This is a genomic window from Marinibactrum halimedae (assembly GCF_021234875.1).
GTDB lineage: Bacteria > Pseudomonadota > Gammaproteobacteria > Pseudomonadales > Cellvibrionaceae > Marinibactrum > Marinibactrum halimedae.
Map to the genome: position 1 here is coordinate 81259 of NZ_JAJQVM010000006.1, position 26580 is coordinate 107838.

Annotated in this window: 24 protein-coding genes; 12 read left to right on the forward strand and 12 right to left on the reverse strand. The window is 45.7% G+C overall.

What is annotated here, in order from left to right:
* Positions 1-697 precede the first annotated feature (697 nt).
* On the reverse strand, positions 698-1402 hold the full coding sequence (locus tag LU351_RS05190; RefSeq protein ID WP_232592998.1) for a transposase: 705 nt from the start codon (positions 1400-1402) through the stop codon (positions 698-700).
* Between the two features lie 420 nt (positions 1403-1822).
* Between LU351_RS05190 and LU351_RS05195 the strand changes: the two genes are divergently transcribed.
* The gene (locus LU351_RS05195; protein ID WP_232592999.1) at positions 1823-2686 is read left to right on the forward strand and encodes a Stp1/IreP family PP2C-type Ser/Thr phosphatase; all 864 of its coding nucleotides are present in this window, start codon (positions 1823-1825) and stop codon (positions 2684-2686) included.
* 161 nt (positions 2687-2847) lie between these two features.
* Here LU351_RS05195 and LU351_RS05200 read toward each other — a convergent pair whose 3' ends face one another.
* Together LU351_RS05200 and LU351_RS05205 are read right to left on the reverse strand one after the other, a co-directional pair.
* Positions 2848-3537, reverse strand: a complete 690-nt coding sequence (locus LU351_RS05200) for a sensor histidine kinase (protein WP_232593000.1) — start codon at positions 3535-3537, stop codon at positions 2848-2850.
* A 127-nt stretch (positions 3538-3664) separates the two neighbouring features.
* Complete coding sequence (locus tag LU351_RS05205) at positions 3665-5296, reverse strand: tetratricopeptide repeat-containing response regulator (protein ID WP_232593001.1); 1632 nt, start codon at positions 5294-5296, stop codon at positions 3665-3667.
* 281 nt (positions 5297-5577) lie between these two features.
* Between LU351_RS05205 and cmoA the strand changes: the two genes are divergently transcribed.
* Both cmoA and cmoB read left to right on the forward strand, forming a co-directional pair.
* Positions 5578-6390 carry a carboxy-S-adenosyl-L-methionine synthase CmoA gene (gene cmoA, locus LU351_RS05210; protein WP_232593002.1) on the forward strand — a complete coding sequence of 271 codons (813 nt, stop codon included), beginning with the start codon at positions 5578-5580 and terminating at the stop codon, positions 6388-6390.
* 100 nt (positions 6391-6490) lie between these two features.
* Positions 6491-7468 (forward strand): tRNA 5-methoxyuridine(34)/uridine 5-oxyacetic acid(34) synthase CmoB, encoded by a 978-nt coding sequence (gene cmoB / locus LU351_RS05215; protein ID WP_232593003.1) that lies wholly within the window; start codon positions 6491-6493, stop codon positions 7466-7468.
* A gap of 218 nt (positions 7469-7686) precedes the next feature.
* Here cmoB and LU351_RS05220 read toward each other — a convergent pair whose 3' ends face one another.
* Positions 7687-8232, reverse strand: a complete 546-nt coding sequence (locus LU351_RS05220) for a flavodoxin (RefSeq protein ID WP_232593004.1) — start codon at positions 8230-8232, stop codon at positions 7687-7689.
* A gap of 605 nt (positions 8233-8837) precedes the next feature.
* Here LU351_RS05220 and LU351_RS05225 point away from each other — a divergent pair.
* Both LU351_RS05225 and LU351_RS05230 read left to right on the forward strand, forming a co-directional pair.
* Entirely contained in the window at positions 8838-9533 is a 696-nt protein-coding gene (locus LU351_RS05225; protein WP_232593005.1) for a response regulator transcription factor, read from the forward strand.
* On the forward strand, positions 9534-10937 hold the full coding sequence (locus LU351_RS05230) for an ATP-binding protein (protein ID WP_232593006.1): 1404 nt from the start codon (positions 9534-9536) through the stop codon (positions 10935-10937).
* A gap of 26 nt (positions 10938-10963) precedes the next feature.
* Here LU351_RS05230 and LU351_RS05235 read toward each other — a convergent pair whose 3' ends face one another.
* Entirely contained in the window at positions 10964-11635 is a 672-nt protein-coding gene (locus LU351_RS05235) for an energy-coupling factor ABC transporter permease (RefSeq protein ID WP_232593007.1), read from the reverse strand.
* Positions 11636-11888: 253 nt separating this feature from the next.
* Here LU351_RS05235 and LU351_RS05240 point away from each other — a divergent pair, with 253 nt between their 5' ends.
* Positions 11889-12812: a GGDEF domain-containing protein gene (locus LU351_RS05240; protein ID WP_232593008.1), complete on the forward strand. Its 924-nt coding sequence runs from the start codon at positions 11889-11891 to the stop codon at positions 12810-12812.
* Positions 12813-12894: 82 nt separating this feature from the next.
* On the opposite strand, the gene rluB is transcribed toward LU351_RS05240, so the two are convergent.
* The 5 genes from rluB to LU351_RS05265 all read right to left on the reverse strand — a co-directional run bounded on the left by rluB (position 12895) and on the right by LU351_RS05265 (position 17829).
* Positions 12895-13722 carry a 23S rRNA pseudouridine(2605) synthase RluB gene (gene rluB, locus LU351_RS05245; protein ID WP_232593009.1) on the reverse strand — a complete coding sequence of 276 codons (828 nt, stop codon included), beginning with the start codon at positions 13720-13722 and terminating at the stop codon, positions 12895-12897.
* A gap of 118 nt (positions 13723-13840) precedes the next feature.
* On the reverse strand, positions 13841-15061 hold the full coding sequence (gene scpB, locus LU351_RS05250) for an SMC-Scp complex subunit ScpB (RefSeq protein WP_232593010.1): 1221 nt from the start codon (positions 15059-15061) through the stop codon (positions 13841-13843).
* A 15-nt stretch (positions 15062-15076) separates the two neighbouring features.
* Positions 15077-15991, reverse strand: a complete 915-nt coding sequence (locus LU351_RS05255) for a segregation and condensation protein A (protein WP_269783307.1) — start codon at positions 15989-15991, stop codon at positions 15077-15079.
* 137 nt (positions 15992-16128) lie between these two features.
* A complete protein-coding gene (locus LU351_RS05260) occupies positions 16129-16758 on the reverse strand; it encodes an L-threonylcarbamoyladenylate synthase (protein WP_232593012.1) in 630 nt (209 codons plus the stop codon).
* 171 nt (positions 16759-16929) lie between these two features.
* Positions 16930-17829, reverse strand: a complete 900-nt coding sequence (locus tag LU351_RS05265; protein ID WP_232593013.1) for a PHP domain-containing protein — start codon at positions 17827-17829, stop codon at positions 16930-16932.
* 258 nt (positions 17830-18087) lie between these two features.
* Here LU351_RS05265 and LU351_RS05270 point away from each other — a divergent pair, with 258 nt between their 5' ends.
* From LU351_RS05270 to LU351_RS05295, 6 genes are all read left to right on the forward strand, one after another.
* Complete coding sequence (locus LU351_RS05270) at positions 18088-18789, forward strand: VC0807 family protein (RefSeq protein ID WP_232593014.1); 702 nt, start codon at positions 18088-18090, stop codon at positions 18787-18789.
* A gap of 159 nt (positions 18790-18948) precedes the next feature.
* A complete protein-coding gene (locus LU351_RS05275) occupies positions 18949-19248 on the forward strand; it encodes a YciI family protein (protein ID WP_232593015.1) in 300 nt (99 codons plus the stop codon).
* Between the two features lie 189 nt (positions 19249-19437).
* Positions 19438-20112: a TIGR04211 family SH3 domain-containing protein gene (locus LU351_RS05280; protein ID WP_232593016.1), complete on the forward strand. Its 675-nt coding sequence runs from the start codon at positions 19438-19440 to the stop codon at positions 20110-20112.
* A 75-nt stretch (positions 20113-20187) separates the two neighbouring features.
* Positions 20188-20796, forward strand: a complete 609-nt coding sequence (locus LU351_RS05285; RefSeq protein WP_232593017.1) for a peptidylprolyl isomerase — start codon at positions 20188-20190, stop codon at positions 20794-20796.
* A 28-nt stretch (positions 20797-20824) separates the two neighbouring features.
* Positions 20825-21670 (forward strand): pyridoxine 5'-phosphate synthase, encoded by an 846-nt coding sequence (locus LU351_RS05290; RefSeq protein ID WP_232593018.1) that lies wholly within the window; start codon positions 20825-20827, stop codon positions 21668-21670.
* A 122-nt stretch (positions 21671-21792) separates the two neighbouring features.
* Positions 21793-22884 (forward strand): XdhC family protein, encoded by a 1092-nt coding sequence (locus LU351_RS05295; RefSeq protein ID WP_232593019.1) that lies wholly within the window; start codon positions 21793-21795, stop codon positions 22882-22884.
* Between the two features lie 113 nt (positions 22885-22997).
* On the opposite strand, the gene guaA is transcribed toward LU351_RS05295, so the two are convergent.
* Both guaA and guaB read right to left on the reverse strand, forming a co-directional pair.
* The gene (guaA, locus tag LU351_RS05300; RefSeq protein ID WP_232593020.1) at positions 22998-24575 is read right to left on the reverse strand and encodes a glutamine-hydrolyzing GMP synthase; all 1578 of its coding nucleotides are present in this window, start codon (positions 24573-24575) and stop codon (positions 22998-23000) included.
* 190 nt (positions 24576-24765) lie between these two features.
* Positions 24766-26238: an IMP dehydrogenase gene (gene guaB / locus LU351_RS05305; RefSeq protein ID WP_232593021.1), complete on the reverse strand. Its 1473-nt coding sequence runs from the start codon at positions 26236-26238 to the stop codon at positions 24766-24768.
* Between the last annotated feature and the right edge of the window lie 342 nt (positions 26239-26580).

Sequence of the window (26580 nt, forward strand, 5' to 3'; positions counted from 1 at the left end):
TTGATTCACCTACATGTTAATGTCGACATCGCTTCCGCAAACCGTGATTTAAAATTGCGACCTGCGATCAGGTGGTTGTATTAAAACACCCCCATTTCCCTTTTAAAACCGGTTTTCAGAAGTTTTTAATTCACTCTGACACCATTAATTTTAGTGGTGTGATAACTCCGTCACACTACCCCCATACAGCATAGGCTCGACAAAAAAACCTAAAAGGTTCATTTTTCATACAAAACATTAAAAACCCTTATTTTATGGGTTAATCGCATCATAGCCCCAAAATCCATGAACAAATTGACTCTGACACCTTTTTTGACTCTGACACGATTTTTTTCTTAGCTAATTCATGCACTTACACAAATTTTGCGAATTTCTAACGTAAAGTTTACACAAGCTCATTTAACCACAGAGAAACACAGTAAGAATGTATAACCTACCATTGCTTTATCTCATGGATTCAAAATAGAAAATTGGTTTCGAAGGAGATTACTTATGTTCATTTCTTATCGCTTTGACCAAACATAATTGCATATTCGGAAAACGGTAAATAAAGAACAGAGGAAAATAAATAGTGAAAAAATGAGAGTATCAATAATGTACAAAAAAAATGTACAATAACTAAAAGAGAAAGAACCGGCCAATACAAACCAGCATCTGATGTAATAGATTCAAAAGCAGAGAATTAAAAAGAAAGAGATTAGGTCGGCTCTTCAATGGTCTTTTTTTTGGGTCGGCCACGTTTGAGTGGTCGAACTCGTTGTTTAGCAATACGCTCAATGCGCTCCTTAAACTGATCTCCACCCAGCACCTGCCCCAGTTTTATCGTCTCAGCAATATACTCTAGAAGGCGAGGGTCAAATTCGTATCGAAACGATGAACGATATGCAGTGGCCCGTTCTTGCGGCGTTTCTCCCATTTCCAAATACAACCGATGATCACGAATAAGTTGGTTTGTTTGCAAACTGGAGTGGTGATCAAAGCTCGACCAAGGGTAGTCACCCGGCTCATCAACAACACCTTCAAACATGGGTTTACATTCAACGTAACGATAACAGCTCAAGAGATAGGCGTCTGAATCTACCAAACTAGACTTATACCGCCCCCCCCATATAGTACCGGAACGACGATATTTATGATTCACATATTGTACGTATCGACGTCCCAGCGATTGCATCATTGACGAAATGCCATTCGGAATTCTAGGTGTGGCAACTATTTGCACCATGCTAGACAAAAGTACATAGGCGTGAACATGCACTTCATATTGGTCAGCGGCAACTTTCAGGCTTTGAAGATAAAACTCGTAGTCATCGTCTTCAAAGAAACAAGGTAGGTTGTTGTGACCAACCTGCACAATGTGTTGGGGAATGTCGATGAGGTTTAGTCTTGGCAGTCTTGGCATGGTGTCGAACGTAAGTCCTTTTTATTTTAAAAGTGTTAATCCGTGCATTAGCGAAATCTTCTAAAATTGGATTATGTCAAACTACTCAAACATAGCACAACCCTATGAATCTCACGAGCCATAGAATGGCGTTTTTAGGTCGACATAATCATTTAGACTAAAGATAATGACGCCAATTTCTAAAAATCCGAAAAGATTGACCCAATACACAAGAGCAAACGCTGACTTACCTCCTACGCTTTCAATTATTTTTAGATCGTTGCACAATTGCACTAAACGACGGTCAAATTGATTTGACCAATAACTTTCAATTATTACTGTACGAATCTACCCTTCAGTTTGTAGGCTGGTAGCAAACGCTGGATCTACTACAAACTGTTCTCGATTCGAAACGTTACACTACGTTTGAAGCGTTACACTATGGATGATGTGAGACTTTCGATACATGGCCGAACCCATATTGGCCAAGTACGCAATGAAAATGAAGACAGCATACGCTGGTATACTGCCCACAATTGCCCTTTTGGCTACATCGTGATTGCCGATGGCATGGGAGGTTATACCGGAGGCGCCCTAGCAAGCACCATTGCTGTGAATACTATTGGAGAAGCATTGGAGGGGTTAATCACACCAACCTTCCTTGCTTTGACACCTCTACAACAACAATTAATGATCAGCTCATGCGCTATTGAATGTATACGCAGTGCTAACCGAGCTATTCTGGAACAAAAGCAGTGGAACTCTCGTTTCGAGCACATGGGCACCACCGTTGTGTTGGTGGTGGTGTGGCAAAATCAAGCGATTGTTGCCCATTTAGGCGATTCCCGCGCTTACCTTTGGGACCAGGATCATTTTATTCAATTAACCAAAGACCACAGCATCGTTCAAGAAATGATCGACGCAGGTAACATGACAGAGGAAGAAGCCCGCACCAGTAATATTCGTAACCAAATTACGCAAGCCTTAGGCATAGAGCAAGACGTTACTCCCACCATGAACTCTTACATCTTGAATCAAAATACATTGATTATGATGTGCTCAGACGGTTTGACCGAATATTTAGGGAATGAAGAACTGGATTTCGTTCTTTCAACACACCGACCTGCCATTGAGTGCTGCGATCGAATGGTCGACGACGCCAATGGTCGAGGAGGAAAAGATAATATCAGTGTGGGCATTATCGAATACACAATGCACACTGACATTGATGAAGGTAACGATACATTGCCACCACGTCATCGAGAAGACGATGATGATGAGGATATTACTGTCAAATTGTACTAAAACTAAGCACGCTCATTAGTACTGATAATATATAATACTCATGAAATATAGCCGAGAAGATATTTTACACACCACCTCTCGTAAGTCTCATCTCGGTTGTATTTTTTTAAATTCTGACTTTTTATTAAGCCTCCTGGATAAATCACTCAGATCCCATAAAACTAAGGAATACGCAAAAGAAACTCTCCCCCACCTAATACACTGTTGTTGGACAACTTCACCTCACCCCCCATCTCCCCCCGAGTATGCATAGTAGCAACTTTGACCGCGAAGAATAAACCAAGGTTTGTACTACCCGACTCAAACCCTGCAGATTGAGACAACGCCGCTGGAGCCTCTAGCATTACATCTGGATACCCAAAGCCATCATCTGATATACGAAGCTCTAAGACTTCATCCACAATTGCTGCATTGACCAGAATTTTTTCTTTGCTATAACGAGCGCAGTTGACCAATATATTATTGATCACGCTTCCCACAAGCTCTCCATCAAAATACCAATTTAAATCAGAGTCACAATCCACTTCGACTTGCACGCCTCGCGTTTCAAACAACATATGATTTCGGGCGACCTGTTCTTCAATCACATCTTCTAAATAACAGTCATCGATGACAATGGGCATACGATTTTCTTGCATGCGATAAATGGATAAAAGTTGAATAAGTTCGCCATTTATTCGAGATGCCTCGTACTGTAACGTGGCAAATTGACGCGCTTGACGCTCACTCTGCACAGGTGTATCCGCAATAGCTTCTTCTAACGAGTGCAGTAACATACCTAACGAATTTTTCATATCATGCACGCTTGAAGCAAGAATGAGCGAAAAATCACTGCTTGCATTATCTACCATTATTTTATCCTACTTGCCGTAATAGCCGTTGCAATCGTTGTCGTTATTGTTCAGCAACCATCACATCGCCCAATAAAACATCAATATTGTTCAACAATGCTTATATTGAAAGAAATTCGATCTTTGCTTACGCGTTACGCAATACCAATGAACGATGAATTTCTTGTAATTGTCGAAACCGTTTAAATTGCGGGTGTTGGGCATCAATACTTTCTGTCACTTTATTTAATGATCCAATCGCCTCATCCATCAACTCCCTTTCACACCCGTATTCTTCCATTTCACCCAATAAAGACTGAACTAAATTTAATCGCACCCCAACATGATTAGGGAATAACGATTTCGCGTGCATAAACGCACTGATGGCTGCTTTAAAGTTCTTCGATTCATAATTCTTAATTCCATCCTTATTAATTTTGGCAACCAATTTGCGATTCATTTTGCTCATGGGCTCATCCAGTAGCTGATCCAGCTTTTTCAAACCTTCTTCATCGTCTTTTAAACGTACGCTTAGCTCATTTAGCCGGTCCTTGACTTCGGCTTTTACGCCCGTCATCCCCAGCGCCTTGACGAAATCTAACTCCACCTCCAAAGGCACGGGTTCTTCTAACTTGTTAAGAGTCTGGCGAAATGAATCTAAAATTTGGTTTGCGGCTTTCGTATTCCCCTGCTGTGAAAGCAGCTGAGCTTGAACCAATTTAGATTGCATATTGTATACTGCGTCATCAGAATTCGTGCTGGCCTCATCCAAAACTCTTAATGCTTCACGGTGTACATCCTTTGCAGCAGAGGGGTCTTGCTCACCCAAGCGAACCAAAGAGTGTGCAAATTCAAGCGCTTGCGAGGATTTTTTATGGATGGATTTGTCGGCTAAACGCACCACTTTACGATAAGCACGAACAGACGTTTCAAAGTCTCCATTTGTAGCAGAGACTTGCGCCAGTTTTTCTTGCCTTAAAAGCGCCAAAGGGGAAACTTTCACCGCCTCCATCAACACATCTTGCATAGCATCCTTGGCTTCGAGAGTTTGATAGACTTCCACAAGGTTGTCATAGGCCTTTAAGCAAAGAGGGTGCTGCTCCACCACTTCTTTAAACCACCGTTCTGCGGTTTCTAAATCGCCTTTTAACTGCTGAACTTTGGCCATACCCAGTTGAGCCCAGTCGAGGGAGCGGATCTCTAATACTGAACGATAAAGCGCCTCTGCTTCATCCAATTGATTGACTTCTAATAACAGCTCCCCAAGAATTTTTTGGCAAAATCCAGAAAGGCGATGCCCGCTGTTAATTTTTTCATAACAATCGTGAATGGCCGTATCGACATCCCCATTATCAAGCGCTTTATACACTTCCTGTAATTGATCCCGTTGTGAAAGAACCCGATCCAATCGCTGCTGCAATGCTCTTGCAGTAATGGGTTTGGATAAATAGGCGTCCGGCTCAGCGTCTGTTGCAGCCAGGACAATCGATTTACTGGTCTCGGCAGAAACCAAAACAAAAACGTCCCGCTTTCTCAAAATACCCCGGTGGCGAAGTTCTTCTAATACTTGTAATCCACTACGGCCAGCCCCCAAATTAAAATCACTTAAAATAAGATCGTAGCTTCCTCCTTGGCACATACGTAATGCCTCTTCGCCACTGCTGGCCGTATCGATAGACTTAACGCCGAATGAATCCAGCATTTTGGCAACGGTCATTCGAAAACTGTCAAAGTCATCAAGCACCAATACTTTTAGTTTGTTATAACCACGAAAAGCCATCTTTTTTATTCCTAAACATCGCCCATACCAGTGGGCGTACTCAATGCTTCAAAATCACGATATCGATAAAGTGAGCACAATACGCGGAAAAACCGAATCAAATGGGTGTTTAAATCACTCTCTTTTCTACAGTGTATCCCAAATCCTGATGTCTGCTATAAAGGCAATAGTTGAGACTGGTTTCCAACAGAAAAACCCGTAAAATTGCCGCCAATAATCTTGTACGGTAAGAAACAGACCGAAAAAATCGAAAACGGCAGACAACTGAAGATCCCATTACAATGACTCAAACACCCCCCTCTACCAGCAGCGCATCTAAACCAAGCTCTGTCATCAGTGACAAAGAAAACGCCAATAGCGCAGAAATAGCCGACACGCTCTTCTCTGAACCTTTAGGTAGTGTGGATGGCTTCCGATTTAATCAAGCGGTAGTGGATGTATTTCCAGACATGATTAAACGCTCGGTGCCTGGGTACGCCACCATCATTAATATGATTGGTCAACTGGCGGAGCGATACGCTCAAGCTGGCAGTGATTGTTATGACTTGGGAAGCTCATTATGTGCCGCCACTTTAGCCATGCGACACCGCATTGCAGCGGCAAATTGTCAAATTGTTGCGGTGGATAACTCAACGGCAATGGTCGAGCGTGCACAACAAATTATCGCAGCAGACAGTGGCGAGGTGACGGTTGAGGTTATTCAATCTGATTTACAAGACATAGACATCCGTAATGCGTCAGTGGTCGTGCTGAATTTTACGCTGCAATTCATTCCCGTCATTGAGCGCGATGCTATTTTACGGAAAATTTTTGAAGGGCTAAATCCTGGCGGTGTTTTAATTTTGTCCGAAAAAGTCGCCTTTGAAGACGAACATCACCACCAATTGATGATTGAGCTGCATCATAATTTCAAACGCGCCAACGGCTACAGCGAACTGGAAATTGCCCAAAAAAGAGAGTCATTAGAAAACGTGCTGATTCCCGAAACTCTGGAAGCCCATCGTCAACGGCTAAAAAAAGCCGGATTTGGCGCCGCAGACGTCTGGTTTCAGTGTTTTAATTTTGCCTCAATGATTGCTCAGAAGACCAACTAATCTATCGCCTGTATTATCTATAACGAAAAATCCATAACGAAAAACCCATAACGAAAAACCCAACATCGACTGCCCCCAATCCACTGAGTGACTTTCCATCATGCTGAACTATTTTGATGACTTTTTATCCTGGCTACCCAACAGTGACCTGAGTGGATGGGAGCATCATTTACCCGATCAAATAAAAAACAGCCTCAATGAACGACGATTTGGGGACTTACCCGGATGGCAACAGGCCCTAGAGGCACTGCCCACCGTTCCCACTTCAGAGATCGACCTAACCACAGGCATTCACGTAGGCACACTTCACGATACCTCCGATGAGGATCGATACCTTATTCGTCAACTATTGCAAGACTTAATCCCTTGGCGCAAAGGGCCCTACAACATCCACGGTACGCATATTGATACCGAATGGCGCTCTGATTGGAAGTGGGATCGTGTTTTGCCACACCTGTCCGATTTAAAAAATAGGTTAATCCTAGACGTTGGTTGCGGTAATGGTTATCACTGCTGGCGTATGCTGGGTGAAGGCGCACAACGGGTTATCGGCATCGACCCTTCACCTCGATTTATTGTCCAATTTTTGATGATTAAACACTTCATGAAACAGTCGCCCGTGGACGTATTGCCTTTAGGTATTGAGGCACTCCCCCCAAAATTGGAAGCCTTTGATACGACTTTCAGCATGGGCGTGCTATATCACCGAAGATCCCCAATAGACCACCTAATCGAATTGAAAGACACCTTGAAACCAGGAGGGGAATTGGTGCTGGAAACACTCGTGATTGAAGGCGGTAACGGCGATGTGCTGGTGCCCCCTGGGCGGTATGCCATGATGAATAACGTCTGGTTTTTACCGTCCTGTGACAGCTTAAAAACATGGATGGAAAAAGTCGGATTTAATGAAGTACAAATGGTGGATCTCAACAAAACCACTTTGGAAGAGCAGCGACAAACCGAATGGATGCGATTTCACTCGCTCGCCCAATTCTTAGACCCGAATGATCACACCAAAACCGCCGAAGGCCACCCCGCTCCCTTAAGAGCCATTATGGTTGCCAAAAAACCGGGATAACAGAAATTCATTGAATGGGCAGTTAATATAAGCCCCAGTCAACACTTAACACCCTGTCAATACTTAACAGAACGGCGTTAAAAAATAACAATCTCACAAAAATTAGGACGGGACACGTTAGAACAAGGCAAAGCGACTTGTTCTAACGTGCTATAAGTTGTTCTAACGTACGGTAAACAGTGGTAATGAATTAAGCTGAAAAGTCACGTTCGAGCAACTCAATCATCCACCTCAAGCAAAGGTGAATCGAGCCCCAACTCTTTATGAATTTGTTGGCACCACTGATTTAAACGGTTTGTGGTGAGGTTTTCTTGTTGATCTTCATCCAAAGCTAAGCCAACAAAATGCTGGTTATCGCCAGGGACCAAAGCTTGAGAGGCTTCAAAGTCGTAACCCTCCACAGACCAATGTCCTACCACTTTCGGACCAGTTTGAATCACCACCTCGTACAACATGCCCATTGCGTCTAAAAAGTAATCGCCATAACCAAATTGATCACCTAAACCAAAAAAGGCGACGACTTTCCCAGCAAAGTCTACTTCACTGATATCATTCCAGAACTCTTCCCAATCTGACTGTAATTGTCCGAAGTCCCAAGTTGGAATACCCAAAATAATTCGATCGTACTCGGCAAAATCCAATTGCGTTACATCTGCTATATCATGCACATCAACAACATCATCCCCTAATCGTTGCTGAATTCGATAAGCAATACTTTCTGTATTACCCTCATCACTGCCGAAAAATAAACCAATTTTTGACACACTTACCTCATAAATTAATCAATGGTGATTCCACCAAGGTGATAGATACTGGAGTGGTACTCATAATCGTAACAACACTGGTGACAAAAGACATATAAATCATTTTATTTTCAATAAAGAAAATTTTAACGACAAATGATGTTTATTTGCCTTTCAAAGATCCTCTTTAACAGTATCATTTTAAAAGGATGCCTTTAAAGCAGTGCTAATATTGCTACGTTTGTGAGCGATACAGCAATGAATGCTTCTCAGGCATCACTCTGCATGGAGCAGTTTTCATTCAGCTCATGTTGCCATCACGGATGAGCACGAGTATACGGCAAAGCTAAATTGACAAACCAGCGACAAAAGTGAATTACTAAGAACCTATGCAATTAATGTCAAATACAATAAATTTGCGCCAAATCTTCATCTAATATTAACAAGGTAACTATCCAAGGCTGACTGAAGACCTACTTTTACACTCCACTTTTCAATGCTTTACGCGCCAAAAAGACATTCGAATCAAATGCCTTTTCCAAAGATTGTGGAGTACACACAGCCTAGGGTTAAAAACGTCTTCTCTGTTATCTACCGCTCATGAAAACTGGGAAAAATATCTGTCAATGAATAATATATTACTGATCGACGACGACCTCGAATTGTGCGATTTGCTCAAAGAATACCTACATGGAGAAGGGTATGACGTCACCTTAGTTCACGACGGTGGGGAAGCTTGCCAAACGGTTCGACGACAAGATTTTGATGCCATTGTATTGGATGTCATGCTCCCTACTCAAAACGGCTTTGAAGTGCTGACAGAAATACGGGAGCAATCCAACATTCCGATTCTAATGCTAACCGCAAAAGGCGATTCCGCTGATCGCATTGTAGGGTTGGAATCGGGTGCTGACGATTATTTACCCAAACCCTGCAACCCACGAGAACTCGTGGCAAGATTAAATGCAATTCAACGGCGAATGGGTGGCCACCCCCCCACCCCAAAAGAAGTGGAAGTCAGCTTAAGCGATATTACTCTTAACCGAGGCAACCGCACCTGCTTTTACAAAGAAGAGCCACTGAGTATTACGGGAGCGGAATTTTCCATCTTGGAAATGTTAATGCAGCATGCTGGCGATATTCTCAGCAAAGAAACACTCACAGAGAAGGCACTCAAGCGTAAGTTGACGCCCTATGATCGCAGTATTGATGTTCATGTCAGCAATATTCGTAAAAAACTCACCAAAATCGGAGCGCCTAAGGATCAAATCATCAATGTACGCGGCGCAGGTTATATGTTCACTTTACCAGCGAATCACTGAATGACGAAAACCTACCTCCGTGTCTTTCTGAGCTTCTGGCTCGTCACTGGGCTCTTGTTAACCTGTGTATTCATTTATGACAGTGCTTATAAGAGGAATCCATTTACGAGCATTGAAAATACACGCGATACCATTACTCCAGCTCAGAAACTCCTGGCGGATTTTCAAATTACCATCGCCAATGAGAGCTTAGAAGGCATTCAGCAAACGCTGGAACTGAACCCCAAACGTATACTCCAGCACTTATACGTGGTGGATGCCAACAATAATGACATTTTAAATCGCCCCTTACCCTCGCAGGTGGAATCCATCAGTGCCGTGCTCAACGACAAAACGCACGACGCCAACCTTGGCAAAAACATCGGCAGAGTTATCACTCTGGTCGACGGTGAGGCCGTAAAAGCCATTACTCATATCAATAGCAACTGGCGAATTTTGTTTAATGTGTATGCGCGTGACAACATCCCCACATTAATTATGTCAGTCATTATCAGCGCCATTGCCTGTTGGATTCTGGCTCATAAACTGTCCAGGGACCTCAACACGTTACGTAATGCCACAAGAGAACTGGCCAGTGGCGATCTCTCTATTCGAATTCTGCCTCAATTTAAAGGTCGCACCCATGAACTGGCCGATCTTGCACGGGATTTCGATAAAATGGCCGCACAGCTTGAGCGATCCATGCTCGAACAAAAACGATTGATTAAAGATGTGTCCCATGAATTGCGCTCACCACTAGCTCGTTTACATGTGGCATTGAGTATTGCCATGCGTAAATCGGACTCACAGCTATCCATGGAGTTGGAAAAAATTGGCGCGGCTGCGGACTACCTCCAAGATATCATTACCCACATATTGTCAATTCCGGTAACGGAAGTAGATCATTTGGATATGGAAGACACGATCGATTTATTTGGCATGATTCAATCGATCATCCAACAATACCGATCAGAAGCATGGTTAAAGCACGTTGATCTCGTCTTAGAAAACCACGCTCAGCACGCACTGGTTCGTACACAAGGCAATGTACTGAGCAGTGTTTTTGAAAACATCATTCGCAACGCGATTCACTACACTCACGAAGTGACCGATATCGTGGTCACCTTTCGCCAAAAGAGCGATCAACTTCTTCATATCAATGTGAGTGACCACGGCAGTGGCGTGCCCGAAGAAGACCTAGACCGGATTTTTCAACCGTTTTATCGCTCCGACAGTGCCCGCTCTCGCACCAGCGGGGGTTATGGACTAGGGCTTGCCATTGCAGAACGTACCGTACGCTTGCACCAAGGCACCATTCAAGCCACCAATCTGCCTGAGGGCGGGTTATCGATTGATGTTTTCCTTCCAATGGCCCTGATTGATGTCACAGAGAATGAGGAGCACGAAAACCTGATTGAGCATTAAGTCACTGAAAAATTCATTGAACAAACTCATTCAGGACGCTCTGATAGATAAACCGCGTCATCATAAGTTCGAACCAAAGACGGCCATAGCACCGTAACCATTGTCACAATCGCGCCGTTAATGAATCCTTCGGGGAATAACATTAACGCCAGCATCCACGCATAATCACTGAGCATGACCGTTAAACTGGTGGCTCCCGTTAAGGAAAACCAGGTGAACGACGCTCCGAGCATGGCCAATACACTGACCATCGCGCCAAAAAAACCACCACCAAGAATAAACACAAATATGTTTTTTTTAGGTATGTTGGCAATTAGCCTTAACACGCCAATACTTGCCAGAGACGGCACCACCACAGACAACCAACCGTCAATCACAAATGTTTCCCACCCTTGCTGACGTATCCAGAAGTTCAATGCCAGAGCAAGCAGACCCGACAGCACTCCGAGTTCCCAACCAAATAGAATCACCGCTGCCATCACCACCAGTGGATGAAAGGCAATAACGTCCACAATATTAACGTTCAATAGCCAAAATACACCGCAAAACCCAATCCAAGCACACCATAAGCGAAAGCGTTCACCAACCCTCCACAACGCCTTCCAAGGGGCATAAGTCACGGCCAACACCACACTGACCGCCAGAGGAATGGCACAGGCCCACCACAAGGTTTGACCGGGATGAATCAATGTATTCAACGTACATACCTATTGAAAAAAGGCTGATATTTCCGAACCCAACGGCAAACTCTTACCGCTTTGTCTTTATCTCGATGGAATATCAAAACAAGACAGACAAAAAACCAGTCGAGATTTTGACAAAGAAACCTCCACCAAAACCAAAACAGCGTTAACCCCTTGTTTTATATTATTTTTTTTAATCTGGCACTGTTTTCGCTTAATGAGCAAACATTGGACACATTGTTTGATTAATAAGGTACACCGGAGTCCCATGAACAACACCAACAGCGCTCAACGATTAAAAAGCATTACGACAACAAGCTCTATTGAACCCATTGCCAAACCTTCCATCATTCCTACGCAAAGAGCAGCATCGTTACTTCAAACGCTCCATCGCAGCTTGGAGATTGATGCCACTCTGAACGCCTTTTACCAAGAGCTGAGCCGAGTGGTTGAAGGCTGTTCGATGACCTTCAACAATAATGAACTCAACCTATGCATTGAGCAGGGCCCCCATAGAGCTCAACATGAATGCACCTATAATTTGCGTGAACATCAGCAAGAATTAGGTCGTATGACACTCCACCGGCATCGGCGTTTCAACGCAGCAGAATTGGCCAATATTGAATTGTACCTAAGTTACCTTTATCAACCCTTACGCAACGCCATTGCTTACCAAAAAGCCCTACGCAGCGCCTTAGTTGACCCGCTCACTAACGTTGGCAATCGTAAATCCTTCTCTGATAATTTAGAGCGTGAGCTTCAACTATCGATTCGATACCAAATCGATCTGTCACTACTGGTGATAGACCTAGATCACTTCAAGCAAATCAATGATCAATACGGTCATTCCCATGGAGATCAAGTGCTTCAAGCAGTTGCCACTGTACTCAAGGAAACCTCCCGACGTACCGATATGGTATTCCGTTATGGCGGTGAGGAGTTCGTGATTCTCTTACCCAAAACCCCCTTAAATGGGGCCATCGTCATTGCCGAACGCATGAGAGGCACCATTAGCCTCCTGCACATTCCTGCAGGCACACAAACCATTCGCCCCACGGCCAGCATTGGTGTCGCCAGTGCTCGAGGGACTGATTCCGCAACGTCATTATTTGATCGCGCCGACGCCAACTTGTATCAAGCAAAAGAAAAGGGAAGAAACTGTGTCATCAGTGCGCCGCAAGAAGCCTGCTAAAGGTTCTTGCGATGCATAACTCTGTTGAATGTTTGGGGTTAAGGAGCGGCGAGACACAAAAAAATAGGCAATAAATAACAGCTTAACGTTTAGGACCTTTTGAGCGTAGTTTACGCTGCTGACGTTCATAGACTTGCTTTTCTGCTGGCTTCATTACTCGCTTGGAGGGCGCTTTTACACCCGCTGTAGCACACAAATCTGAAATTTCTTTCGGTGCCAACTCAATCCATTGCCCCACACGCACATGAGATGGAATAAAAATATTGCCATAACGCACGCGCTTCAAACGGCTGACTCGCACGCCCTGAGACTCCCACAAGCGACGCACTTCTCGATTACGGCCTTCCATCACCACACAGTAATACCACTGATTCTGACCTTCACCTGCTCCTTCAACGATATCCGTAAAGCGTGCTTCGCCATCTTCGAGGGTGACCCCTTTGCGCAAGCGGTCTAACATATCGTCATCCACCTGACCTTGAATTCGTACCAAATACTCACGATCAATAACGGAGGATGGGTGCATTAAGCGGTTAGCCAGTTCTCCGTCGTTGGTGAATAACAATAAACCACTGGTGTTAAAGTCCAGCCGTCCGACAGAAATCCAACGACCACGCTTAAGTTTTGGTAAGCGGTCAAAAACGGTTTTACGGCCTTCCGGGTCAGAGCGAGTACAAATCTCACCCTCCGGTTTGTTGTACAACAAAACTCGTGGAGCTTCGGCTGTAGACTCTACCGTCACCAAACGGCCATCTACTTCGATTTTTTCTTCACCGGTGACACGATCACCCAGAGTCGCAACCGCCCCGTTCACCTTTATACGGCCATCGGCAATGGCTCTCTCCATCTCCCGACGTGATCCAATGCCTGAACGGGCCAATACTTTTTGTAATTTTTCGTCTGTTACCATAAATGTGTATGTCTACCACTTTCGTATTCGAATGCGCTTTCTTTACTGTGGCTTGTGAAAAACAAAGTAAATACTCACATCGTCTGCCGACTTTCATAGGCTTGTCGGCGGGTTTAAGTTATTCGTCTTCTTCCGTTTGAGATTCCACCGAGTCAAATAAAGAACGTCCCGCTAAAGGCGATGCGCTTTTTTCGATGTCGGCTTCGTTATCTTGAGTCTCCTGCTCTTCAACAACAGAAGCGGCGAGAGACTCATGCTCTGAGATTTCTTCTATTACTAACTCTTCTTCTAACTCTTCTGCTATTTCAGATGCCACAGGCAAATCTTCACCAAAGAGGCTTTTCGCTCCTGAACTCACAGCGCCTAATGGTGACTCATCACTTAGCGCTTCTTCGTTATGCTTAACTTCTGCTTGCAGGTGATCTTCTGGCTGTAAATCATCTTCTGGCTGTAGGTCATCCTCGGTCTGCAAGCCTTCATCAAGAACATGCTCTTCTGGTATAGCATCGACCTGCTCTTCTTGATCAAGAGAAGAACTGGCATCACCAACACCAAAATCAGAACCATTACTTTCTACATCAGAGCTTAACTCAGCGTGCACATCCTCAACCAGTGCCTCATCCAGTCTTTCCTCTTCCTCAGTCTCAACGTCCTCTTTCAGTTGATCCTTTTGATCAGAACTGTCCTCAGATGGCTCCTCCTCAGTAGACAGACCATCGGTGTCAGTATTAGGAGAAGGGGAGTCATTCCCAGCCTCTTGGGCACCTTCCAAATTGAGTTCAGGATTCAGCTCATCTAGATCAATTAATTCACCGAGTGTGGGCAAATCTTCCAAGCTTTTTAAATTGAAATAGTCTAAAAAGTCTCGAGTCGTCGCATACAGTGCCGGACGCCCAGGAACGTCTCGATGACCCACCACTTTTACCCATTCTCGCTCGGTGAGAGTCTTGATAATGTGAGAACTCACCGCCACACCACGAATTTCTTCAATATCCCCTCGGGTGATAGGCTGACGATAGGCGATAAGGGCCAAGGTCTCCAGCAAGGCACGAGAATATCGTTGGGGCTTTTCCTCCCACAGTTTGTTCACCCAAGGTGCCGTTTCTTCACGAACCTGAAAACGCCACCCACTGGCCACTTCCTTTAGCGCAAAACCTCGACCTTCACAGAGATCGGCAATACGGGCCAAAACCGCTTCAATGTCTTCAACAGATGGCGCATCACCTTTGCCATTCTCATCCAAAAATAACGCGCGTAATCGTTTTACCGTCAGTGGCTGGCCAGCGGCAAGCAGTGCCCCTTCAAGTATCTGTTGAAGTTGTGCTGAATCAATACTCATGCTTGTTCCAAAAAATCATTGCGACCGGGCGCGAACATGGATCGGCCCGTAAGACTCATTTTGAATGATTTCCACTAGGGACTCTTTCACCAATTCCATCACCGCCAGGAAGGTCACCACCACCCCCAAACGACCCTCACGCACATTAAACAGGCTCACAAAAGGCATAAATTGACCATGATTGAGCCGGTCTAACACCTGCGTCATGCGCTCGCGTGTGGATAGCTTTTCTTTTTCGACTTGGTGGCTGGCAAACATGTCAGCGCGCCGAAGCACCTCAGACAGAGACAACAGCAGCTCCCTCAGATCCACTTCTGGATCAGGGCGTGTCAAAGTGCGATCCGGTGCCTGGGCGGTTGCTGTAAACACATCACGCCCGGTTCTCGGAATTTCATCAAGATCTTCAGCCGCTTTTTTGAAGCGCTCATACTCCTGCAAGCGACGTATCAAATTCGCTCTTGGATCCTCTTCTTCCTCTTCTTCCTCACTGGAACGAGGCAGCAGCATTCGCGACTTGATCTCCGCCAACATTGCGGCCATCACCAAGTATTCCGCCGCCAGTTCAAATTGCATGGCGCTCATCATTTCGACGTAGGTAATGTACTGGCGCGTAATTTCTGCCACATTGATTTCCAGAATGTCGATATTCTGGCGACGAATAAGGTACAGCAGTAAATCCAAAGGGCCTTCAAACGATTCTAGGATCACTTCCAGAGCGTCTGGCGGAATGTACAAATCCTTTGGCAATTGGGTCATGGCCTTGCCGTACACGATGGCAAAAGGCATTTCGGCCTGACTGGGCTCGTGGTGATCGGAAGACTGAACCTCAGGGCTCGCTGCGTCAACCTCTGCTACGTCAGTCTTTGCTTCATCGGACTGTACTGTAGACTGTACTATGCCCGACTCATCAGACGCTGGCTTATCCGTCATCGCCTCTGTTACAGGTTCCGACTCTATATCGTTAATCTCGTTATCGTTAATGTCGTTAATCTGCCCCACTCCCATCAATCATCAAATGCCGCGCATTATAATCGGCTAAAGTCATATTTTTCACTGATGGGAAGGATTCAATCAATGAAGTCAAATGTCGATAAGTCGCCTAATCCTTCACGCACCACTCGCGGCTCATCACCGGTAAAGTCAATAACCGTCGTGGGTTCCATACCGCAGTATCCCCCATCGATGACCAATTCAAGCTGGTGCTCCAGCATCGAGCGAATATCATAAGGGTCTGTTAGAGGAACGGTTTCCCCCGGCAAAATGAGCGTGCTGGTCATTAGAGGTTCACCCAGTTCACTCATCAACGCTAACGCAATGGCATTGTCTGGAACGCGCATACCGATGGTTTTTCGCTTTGGGTGCAACAAACGGCGAGGCACTTCTGAGGTAGCCGGTAAAATAAACGTATACGCCCCCGGCGTGTGGTTTTTCAACACTCGAAAAACCTGATTATCCACTTTAGCGTAAGTCGCTAATTCGGATAAGTCACGACACATCAAAGTGAAGTTATGATCTTTGTCTAACTGGCGAATGGAACGAATACGATCCAACGCCATTTTATCGCCAATATGGCACCCAAGCGCATAGCCTGAATCAGTAGGGTACACTACCAACCCACCACGACGAATAATATCGACCGCTTGTTTCACCAACCTCGATTGAGGGGTCTCTGGGTGAATCTGAAAAAATTGCGCCACGTGTATTTCTCCTATGGCAATGACAGGCCGTTTGGATTTTGCGTTAGTGCGATAAATACAGACGCACCCAATGGAATCACCGCATTAATCAGCAAATACGTGCCTGAAAATTATTCTTATAAAGGTTCTAATACATCCCTATAACTCGTCACATCTCTGTATATCGTCTCCTTAAAGCGGCCATGCCCAGTCACCCCATACGGGAATACACTGGCTGGGTAAAGGAGGCGTGCGTCCTAACTCCTGCCAAGGCGCATTGTCGACATGAAAGTCGCTACCACAAGACCCTTTCAAGTGAAATTCCTGAGCCAGCATGGCGAGTGACTCAATCTCTTGTCGACTTTGATCGCCACTGACTACCTCAATCGCTTCCCCACCCGCATCGGAAAAATCCGAAATGAGCGATTTCAACTTAGTGCGAGTCAAATCATAGGACAAAGGATGAGCCAATACGGCAATACCGCCCGACTTTTTCACACAGTGAATGGCGTCTGCCATTGATGGCCAAGCGGGCTTGATGTCTCCGGCTTTTCCTTTGCCTAAATATTTAGCAAACGCTTTCTGAATGGATTTCACATACCCAGCGTCCACCAAAAATCGCGCAAAATGGGGTCGCGCAACCACCGCACCACCGGCAAAGCGCTTGGCCCCCTCTAGGGCGCCATGAAAGCCCAGCTTTTCCAAGCGCTCGGCAATTTTCTCCGCTCGCTGATCCCGCTCTCGTCCCAACGCGGACAAGGCTTCCGTTAAGGCGGGGTGCTCTGGATCAATATTCAACCCAACGATATGCACACTCCGTCCATTCCACTGCGAAGATAATTCAACACCGGGAATCACTTCCAACCCGTGAGACATTGCTGCCTGTAAAGCTTCGTCAATACCAGTGACGGTATCGTGATCAGTGAGGGCAAGATGCGTCACGCCGTTCTCTGCGGCCCTCGCCACCACCGCCGTTGGTGAGAACTGGCCATCAGACTCCGTACTGTGACTGTGCAGATCAATGGTGGAATACAAATCAACTCCTGGAAATCCGAAAGGAACATTTCTTTGCAAGGTCGAACACGTTACCATACGCTCGCTTGTGTTCGAGATGGCAGGATAAACCTTGCTACTATCGCCCAGTTTTAGCCATTTTCACCCAGCTTTAGCCGTTTTCTATTTTGTTTTGGCCGCTGATAGGTAACTCATTTTAACCACCTACGGTAATATGAGCAGATCAACAAGCACACAGGGAAGAAAACACTAGGCGCCGAACGAGGCGGAATTTATCATAAACCGTGACGATTCACATTCTTCGATTGACCAACTGGCAGGAACCCCATCAATACCATGAGTAATGAAACCCCGAAAAAACGCGAGAATGTCTTTTTTAACCTTGTGTTTAACGTCGTGATCCCGACGGTAATATTGATGAAGTTCTCGAATGAAGAATACCTCGGCAATCAACTGGGATTAGTCGTTGCCCTTTCCTTCCCCTTAACTTACGGCATTGTCGACTTTTTTCGCTCAGGTAAAATCAACTTTTTCTCTGCATTGGGTTTCTTCGGCACACTGCTCACCGGTGGCATCGGCCTACTCCAGCTCGACCCCAAATACATTGCCATCAAAGAAGCCGCTATTCCTGGATTGATCGCGCTAGCCATTCTTGGTTCATTAAAAACGCGCTTTCCATTAGTTAAAACCATTATGTTCAATGAAAATATCATGCAAGTGGATAAAATCCACGAAGCGCTCGAAAAACATGGCAATGAAAACGCTTTCGAACGGGTATTGGTGCGCGCCTCTTACATTCTTAGCGGATCATTCGTTCTTTCCTCTGTCTTAAATTACGTACTGGCTAAAATCATTGTTGTCAGCCCTCCTGGCACCGATGCCTTTAACGAAGAGCTTGGCAAAATGATGGCCTGGAGCTTTCCGGTCATTTCCGTTCCCGCCATGATTGTCATGATGGTGGCCATGTTTTATTTGATTAGCCAATTACAAAAACTGACGCATATGGCATTAGATGATTTAGTGGCCAACGCCTCTTAACACCTTGCTGTTCGGTGGCCGTCATTCTGCCACCCATACCGCCACTCTAACGACCTCTGAACAGTAAACCATCGCGATAAAAAGTCATCACATACACATGCTGTCAAATACACAAATCATCAAAATCTAGCACCGCCGTAACCACCCGAGGAAATTTACATGTTGTACAGTTTTTTCTGTGAAGATGCCCCCAACTCCCTTTCCCTCCGCAAACAACACCGCCCCGCCCACATTGATCGGCTAACCACTTTACTCAACGAAGGTCGACTGATTCTGGCAGGCCCCAACCCCGCTATTGATGCTGAAGCCCCTGCCGAAGCGGGATATACCGGAAGCCTAATCGTGGCTCAGTTTGAAAACCTAAACGCCGCTCAACAATGGGCCGATGAAGAACCCTTTTTAAAAGCAGGCGTCTATCAATCAATCACGGTGAAACCCTTTGTTCAATCCATGCCATAACCCGAGCTAAGAATGCAAAAGAGAGTGCAAAAGAGAGAAAAGAGGTTAAACACCCCCCCACTTCACAAACGGAGACACTTTAGAAAACTCTTGACGAACAACCATTTCGTCACACAATGAATATCATTATCATTCGGTTTTGAAACCCAACATTCACCGATTCAGCATTTGTAACATCCAGGTCTTTTTGTGAAATATTTTATCGCTATCCTTGCCATACTTTCGATGCATCACATCGACACCGCCCACGCAGAAACTCGATACATCACGGACGTACTGTACATTCCCATGCGCAGTGGCGCTGGTAATCAGTACCGTATTCTCCGAAGTGGGCTCAAGAGTGGAACCAAATTGACTGTATTAGAAGAGAGCGAAGACGGTGAATGGACAAAGGTCGCACTGAGCAATGGGCAAGAAGGTTATGTCCGCAATCAATATTTGATCTCTACTCCTACTGCGGCCTCTCGCTTAAATGAAGCCCTTGCCAGTGTCACTCGCCTAGAAAAGGAACGCGGACAATTAAAACAGCAGGTTCAAACACTTCAAACCGAACGATCCACTTTACAAAACACCCTCTCCTCAGAGTCGACCAAAGCCACCAATACGGCAGCCGAATTAGAAGAAATCAAGCGAATTTCCGCCGATACCTTAGCGCTTAATCAACGCCATCAAGATATGCTGCAAAGACACCAATTATTGCAAACCGATTTAGATGTGTTGAAAGCGGAAAACGAACGATTAAAAAACGATAATCGCCAACAGTGGTTTATGTATGGTGTAGGCGCAGTGTTATGTGGGGTTATTCTCACTCTCATCCTTCCACGTTTACCAAGTAAACGTCGTAATTCGGAATGGGCGAATTAACACTCCTTCGAGGCATAAAATCCAATTACGATATAAAGCCCTATCACGATAACAGCCGGTCAATAAGGACAACACATGAAACGCCCCCTGAATGTCAAAGCCGCTCTGTCAACGATCACGGCACTGCTTATTTTTTGCTTTATCTCCAGCAGTGCATTTTCACAACAAGTGGCCATGCGCACCGACCTTGGGAATATTGTGATTGAACTGTACCCCAAAAAAGCCCCCGTTACGGTCAGCAATTTTTTAAAATATGTGGATTCCGGTTTTTATAACGGCACCATTTTCCACCGAGTCATCCCAGGCTTTGTGGTTCAAGGTGGAGGTTTACGATTTGATTTTGGCCGGAAGGAAACTCGTGACCCTATCATCAATGAGTCGAATAACGGTTTACTCAATCTGCGAGGCACACTTTCCATGGCACGATTCAGTGACCCCAACAGTGCCACAAGCCAATTTTTTATCAATTTAAAGCACAATACCCACTTAGACCCGAATCAGTACAACCCCGGTTATACCGTGTTTGCACGGGTAGTCAGTGGTATGGAGATAGTGGAAAAAATCGTGGCAGAGCCTCGCGGTTTATACCGCAAGCATCCCGATGCGCCAAACGCCCCCGTTAGAATATTGGCCGCGAAGCGAGTATCGACACAAAACGACAGCACAACAAAAAAACCAAATTAAACACTAACACATCTAGAGAGAAGCCTCGTTGAAAACAACCAGCACTGCTTTAAGTGTCAACCTGAATAAAATTGCCTTACTGCGAAATTCAAGAGAAGGCAACTACCCCAGCGTGATCGAGCACGCGAAGCGATGTATTGCGCACGGAGCCGATGGCATTACTGTTCACCCTCGGCCCGACCAACGCCATATTCGGCCCGGCGATTGCCATAAGCTGGCATCACTACTCAAAACAATGCCTGATATCGAGTTCAATATTGAAGGCAATCCTTTTGAAGGCCCAGAAGGAAATTACCCGGGCTTTATAGAGATCATTAAATCCACCCTGCCCGATCAAGCCACATTAGTTCCCGATGGCAAAAACCAGCTAACCTCTGATCACGGTTTTGACCTCATTCAAGAGGGCATTCGTGTAGCACCGCTAGTGAAAACACTGAAATCATTGGGGGTGAGAGTAAGTTTGTTTATGGACCCTGACCTCGAACAAATTCGTTTAGCCAAGGAAATCGGTGCCGACCGTATTGAGCTGTACACCGGCCCATACGCCGCTGCTTATGCTCAAGCACAAGAAGCCGGAGCTTTGGCTCACCCTTCTATTGAAGACCTTTTCTCGACAAGCTTTGAGTCAACCTCTCCTTTAGTAACACTACAACGACAGCTTATCGCGCACCAAAAAGCCGCTCAATATGCGAACGAGATTGGCCTTGGCGTCAACGCCGGCCATGATCTTAATTTGGATAACTTGCCCCTCTACTTGTCCATTCAAAACGTACTGGAAGTCTCCATTGGCCATGCACTGACGGTAGACTCCCTATCAATGGGGATGGGCCATGCTGTTGAACAATACAAAACCATTTGCACACCGTCGTCTTAACCCCGCTTTTTCCCTTAACGCCTGTTACTATCAACGTCCCCCCCACCCGAAGAATTGGCGCCATTAGATGGTGGCGTCATCTGAGGAATATGTCAGACTTTCCTCACTAACATTCGCCCCCTTTGGAGAATCTCGTCATTAACTCACCCAGTAACACAGCCCACTCTTCTAGTGACCAGCCGTTTAACGCTCATTTTATTGATGACATTCGGCCAACCATCGCACACTGGTCTTCAGAGGGTGTTCTCTTCGCCATTGTTACCTTGGTGAATATCGAAGGCTCCTCCCCAAGGCCAGTAGGAAGTCAGATGGCTGTGAACCTTAACGGTGAGAGTGTCGGGCTCATTTCAGGGGGGTGCCTAGAAGAGACTATCAAACTGCACGCCATCGAATGCATCCAATCCAATACCTCTCGGTTAATTCGTTACGGCCTTGATTCGGATTATTTCGACATCATTCTGCCTTGCGGCTCTGGGGTAGATATCCTCATCAAGCCCAACCCGTCGAAAGAATGGGTTAACAAACTCAACGACATGTCAGCGTCACGCCGCACATTTCAATGGAGCATTCAAGCTGGCACTGATGTATTTTCTGAAAGCAGCCTCAGTGAAATTTTTCAATCTGAAAGCGTAACAACTGCCCCTAAACAGTTAAATAAAAAGGGGCTGAGACGATCCGAAATAGCGTCGGCAGATTTTTCTTTTGTGAAAGAATACTTTCCTAAAAAACGCTGGGTAGTGGTTGGGCAAGGTGCCGTATTCGATCAATTCATTCGCTTAGCCATGTCATTTGACGTCGAGCTTCTCGCTTACACCAATGATCGACGATACGAATCTCTGAAACACAATCCCCACTCAAACAGTACTTACGCATCACTCCACCAATTTGCACCTGGGTCATTAGATAAGCACAGTGTATTTATATGCCTGTCTCACGATCACGATATCGAAGCGACCATTTTACCTCATGTATTGAATTCACCTGTAGGCTATGTAGCCGCACTGGGCAGCCGAAATACCCATCAACAACGGTTAGAGCGACTACTCGAACTGGGCGTTAATAAAGCGCTATTCAAAAAAATTCATGGCCCGGCAGGATTGGATTTAGGCGGAAAAACACCACCGGAAATAGCACTGTCTATCGTGGCGGAAATTATTGCGTTTGAAAATGGAAGACGTTTTTCCAAAACAATGAATAATGAAATGGAAAAATAATAAGGATCGGGAAGAGGGAAATATTTAAACTTCGGTTACTGTTTATTCCAGTAACCGAGTTGCTTAATAAGCCAAAATGCGGAGCAATACTTTATAGCCCCAACCAATCATTATTACTCCCACTCAATCGTCGCAGGCGGTTTACTAGACACATCGTAAGCCACCCGGCTCACACCCGAAATTTCATTAATAATTCGGTTAGACACCTTCTCTAACAACTCATAAGGCAGGTGCGCCCAACGTGCGGTCATGAAATCTACGGTTTCTACCGCACGGAGGGAAATAACCCATTCATAACGTCGACCATCTCCCACAACCCCGACGGATTTTACCGGCAGGAATACGGCAAACGCTTGGCTAGTTTTGTGGTACCAATCGGCGGCGTGTAATTCTTCTAGAAAAATCGCATCGGCTTCACGAAGAATATCGGCGTATTCTTTTTTCACTTCACCCAAAATACGAACGCCCAAACCAGGCCCTGGGAAAGGGTGGCGATAGACCATGTCGTACGGCAAGCCTAGCTCTAAACCAATCGCACGCACTTCATCTTTGAAAAGCTCACGCAGTGGTTCGACCAACTCAAACGCCATGTCTTCAGGCAGACCACCGACGTTGTGGTGAGACTTAATCACATGGGCTTTGCCAGTTTTCGACGCGGCAGACTCAATCACATCCGGGTAAATGGTGCCTTGTGCTAACCACTTTACGTTTTCTAGCTTGGCGGCTTCTTGGTCGAACACCTCGATGAAAGTGTTACCAATAATTTTACGTTTCGCTTCCGGATCATTGACGCCTTCTAACTTGCCAAGAAAGAGAGACTCCGCATCCGCTCGAATAACCTTTACCCCCATGTTTTTGGCAAACATATCCATGACTTGATCGCCTTCGTTTTTACGAAGAAGGCCATTGTCCACAAAAACACAGGTCAATTGATCGCCAATGGCTTTGTGTAATAACGCTGCAACCACAGAGGAATCCACACCGCCGGATAAACCGAGCAAGACTTTATCTTCGCCCACTTGTTCACGCACCGTTTCAATGGCCGATTCCACAATGTTGGCAGGCGTCCACAGCGGTTCACAGCCACAAATTTGCAGAACAAAATGTTCGAAAATACGCTTGCCTTGAAGGGTATGCGTCACTTCAGGGTGAAACTGCAACCCGTAGAAATCTTTTTCCTCCCAAAACATACCCGCCAATGGGCAGCTTGGTGTAGAGGCCATTAATGAGAATTGCTCTGGCAACGCCACCACTTTGTCACCGTGACTCATCCATACATCCAATAACGAGTTTCCATCATGATCCACGTGATCGGAGATATCTTTTAACAAGGCACTTTGGCCATGGGTTTGAATTTGCGCGTAGCCAAATTCACGTACATCAGAGCCCGCCACCTTACCACCGAATTGTTCCGCCATGGTTTGCATGCCATAGCAAATACCCAATACCGGCACGCCCAATTCAAAAACCAGTTGCGGTGCTCTTGGTGATTCACCCTCCGTCACCGACTCAGGTCCACCGGATAAAATAATACCCCGAGGGTCGAATTCTCGAATTTCTTCCTCGGTCATATCAAAGGCTCGAATTTCCGAAAACACACCCACTTCACGGACACGTCGTGCGATTAATTGGGTGTACTGAGAGCCAAAATCGAGAATCAAAATACGCTGAGCGTGGATATCTTTTGTCATTGTGTGTACCGAAAATTCGTTGAAAATAAGACTGGATAGAATAAAGAAAAATAATTACTGAGATAAAAACAGCAACGGGGCCTTACCAGACCCCGTTACGACACCCTTTCGATGATCTTCGCCGCTAAAAAATGTTAGCAACTAAATATGTTAGCGACTAAATATGTTAGCGACTAACATCAACGACGCGCTAACGACTACCCACTGGGTAATTAGGGGCTTCTTTCGTAATTTGTACGTCGTGAACATGGCTTTCGCTCATCCCTGCCGAAGTCACCCGAACGAACTGAGGTTGAGTACGCATTGCGTCAACGGTTGCAGAGCCCGTGTACCCCATCGCCGAGCGTAAACCGCCCATCATTTGATGCACAATCGCCGCCACCGGGCCTTTGTAAGGCACACGCCCCTCAATACCCTCTGGCACCAACTTTTCCACCGCACTGCCTTCTTGGAAATAACGGTCCGATGAGCCTTGGGTTTTGGACATCGCCCCTAACGAACCCATACCACGATAAGATTTATAGGTTCTGCCTTGGAAAAGCTCCACTTCACCCGGCGCTTCTTCTGTACCGGCAAACATAGAGCCCATCATGACACAGTTCGCCCCGGCAACTACTGCCTTAGCAATATCACCAGAAAAACGGATACCGCCATCGGCAATCACCGGAATGTCTAACCCTTCCAGCGCTTCTACCACATTGGCAATCGCTGAAATTTGAGGAACACCCACACCGCTGACAATGCGCGTGGTACAAATAGAACCAGGGCCAATACCCACTTTTACGGCATCCGCACCGGCTTCGGCTAACGCTTTTGCGCCAGCAGCCGTCGCGATGTTACCGCCCACCACTTGTACATCAGGATAAAGTTGTTTGATTTTACGAACGCGTTCGATCACGTTTTTAGAGTGGCCGTGAGCGGTATCCACCACTAACACATCCACACCGGCCTCAACCAATGCCGCCACACGGTCATCGGTATCGGGGCTTGTGCCTACGGAAGCCCCCACCCGCAGGCGACCCTGGGGGTCTTTACAGGCATTGGGATAGGTTTCAGCCTTATTGATGTCTTTAACTGTAATGAGCCCAACCAAATCGAAGCTGTCATTGACCACCAACACTTTTTCAATGCGATGCTTATGCAACAACGCACGCACCTCACTAGGGCTCGTTCCTTCTTTGGCCGTCACCAATTTGTCTTTCGGTGTCATAATTGAAGAGACGGTTGCACTCATGTTGTTTTCAAAGCGCACATCACGGCCAGTGACGATACCCACTAAATCACCGCCATCCAAAACAGGGACGCCGGAAATATTATGCTCACGAGTTAATCGAACCAATTCACTGATGGTGGCATCCGCATTAATGGTAATGGGATCTCGCACCACGCCCGCTTCGAACTTTTTCACAGCGCGTACTTCACGCGCTTGCGCTTCGACAGACATGCTCTTGTGAATAATGCCAATACCACCTTCCTGTGCCAACGCAATCGCCAAACGGGATTCCGTAACGGTATCCATGGCGGCAGAGATGAGTGGAATGTTCAATTGGATGGTTTTAGTGAGTTGTGTTTTGAGCGAAACATCTTTCGCGGTGATTTCAGAATAACCGGGGACGAGTAAAACATCGTCGAAGGTCAAGGCTTCCTGAGCGATTCGTAACATAGAAGCGGGCACCCTAATTTGGAGTTATAACACTCGACGCCAACAACGGCTTCGAGCCAATATAAATAAACGAGAGATTATACCGATTTCATTACATCAGGAAAAGATGAGCATAAGATCAATTGACTTAACTTCCTGATTTTTATAGAAAACTGTCCAGAAAGGCAATTTTTTAAAACTTCGTGACCGACCAACTCCGTGACGGACTAACTCCATTTCCAATATCGCCCCCAGTTTTACGGTGCAACAAAAATAAATGACAACATATAGCCACGAATGACGCCTTTTGCCGTTGGCCTGCGCGATTTAAAACATAAGCAATAACGACGTTGAAAATCACTC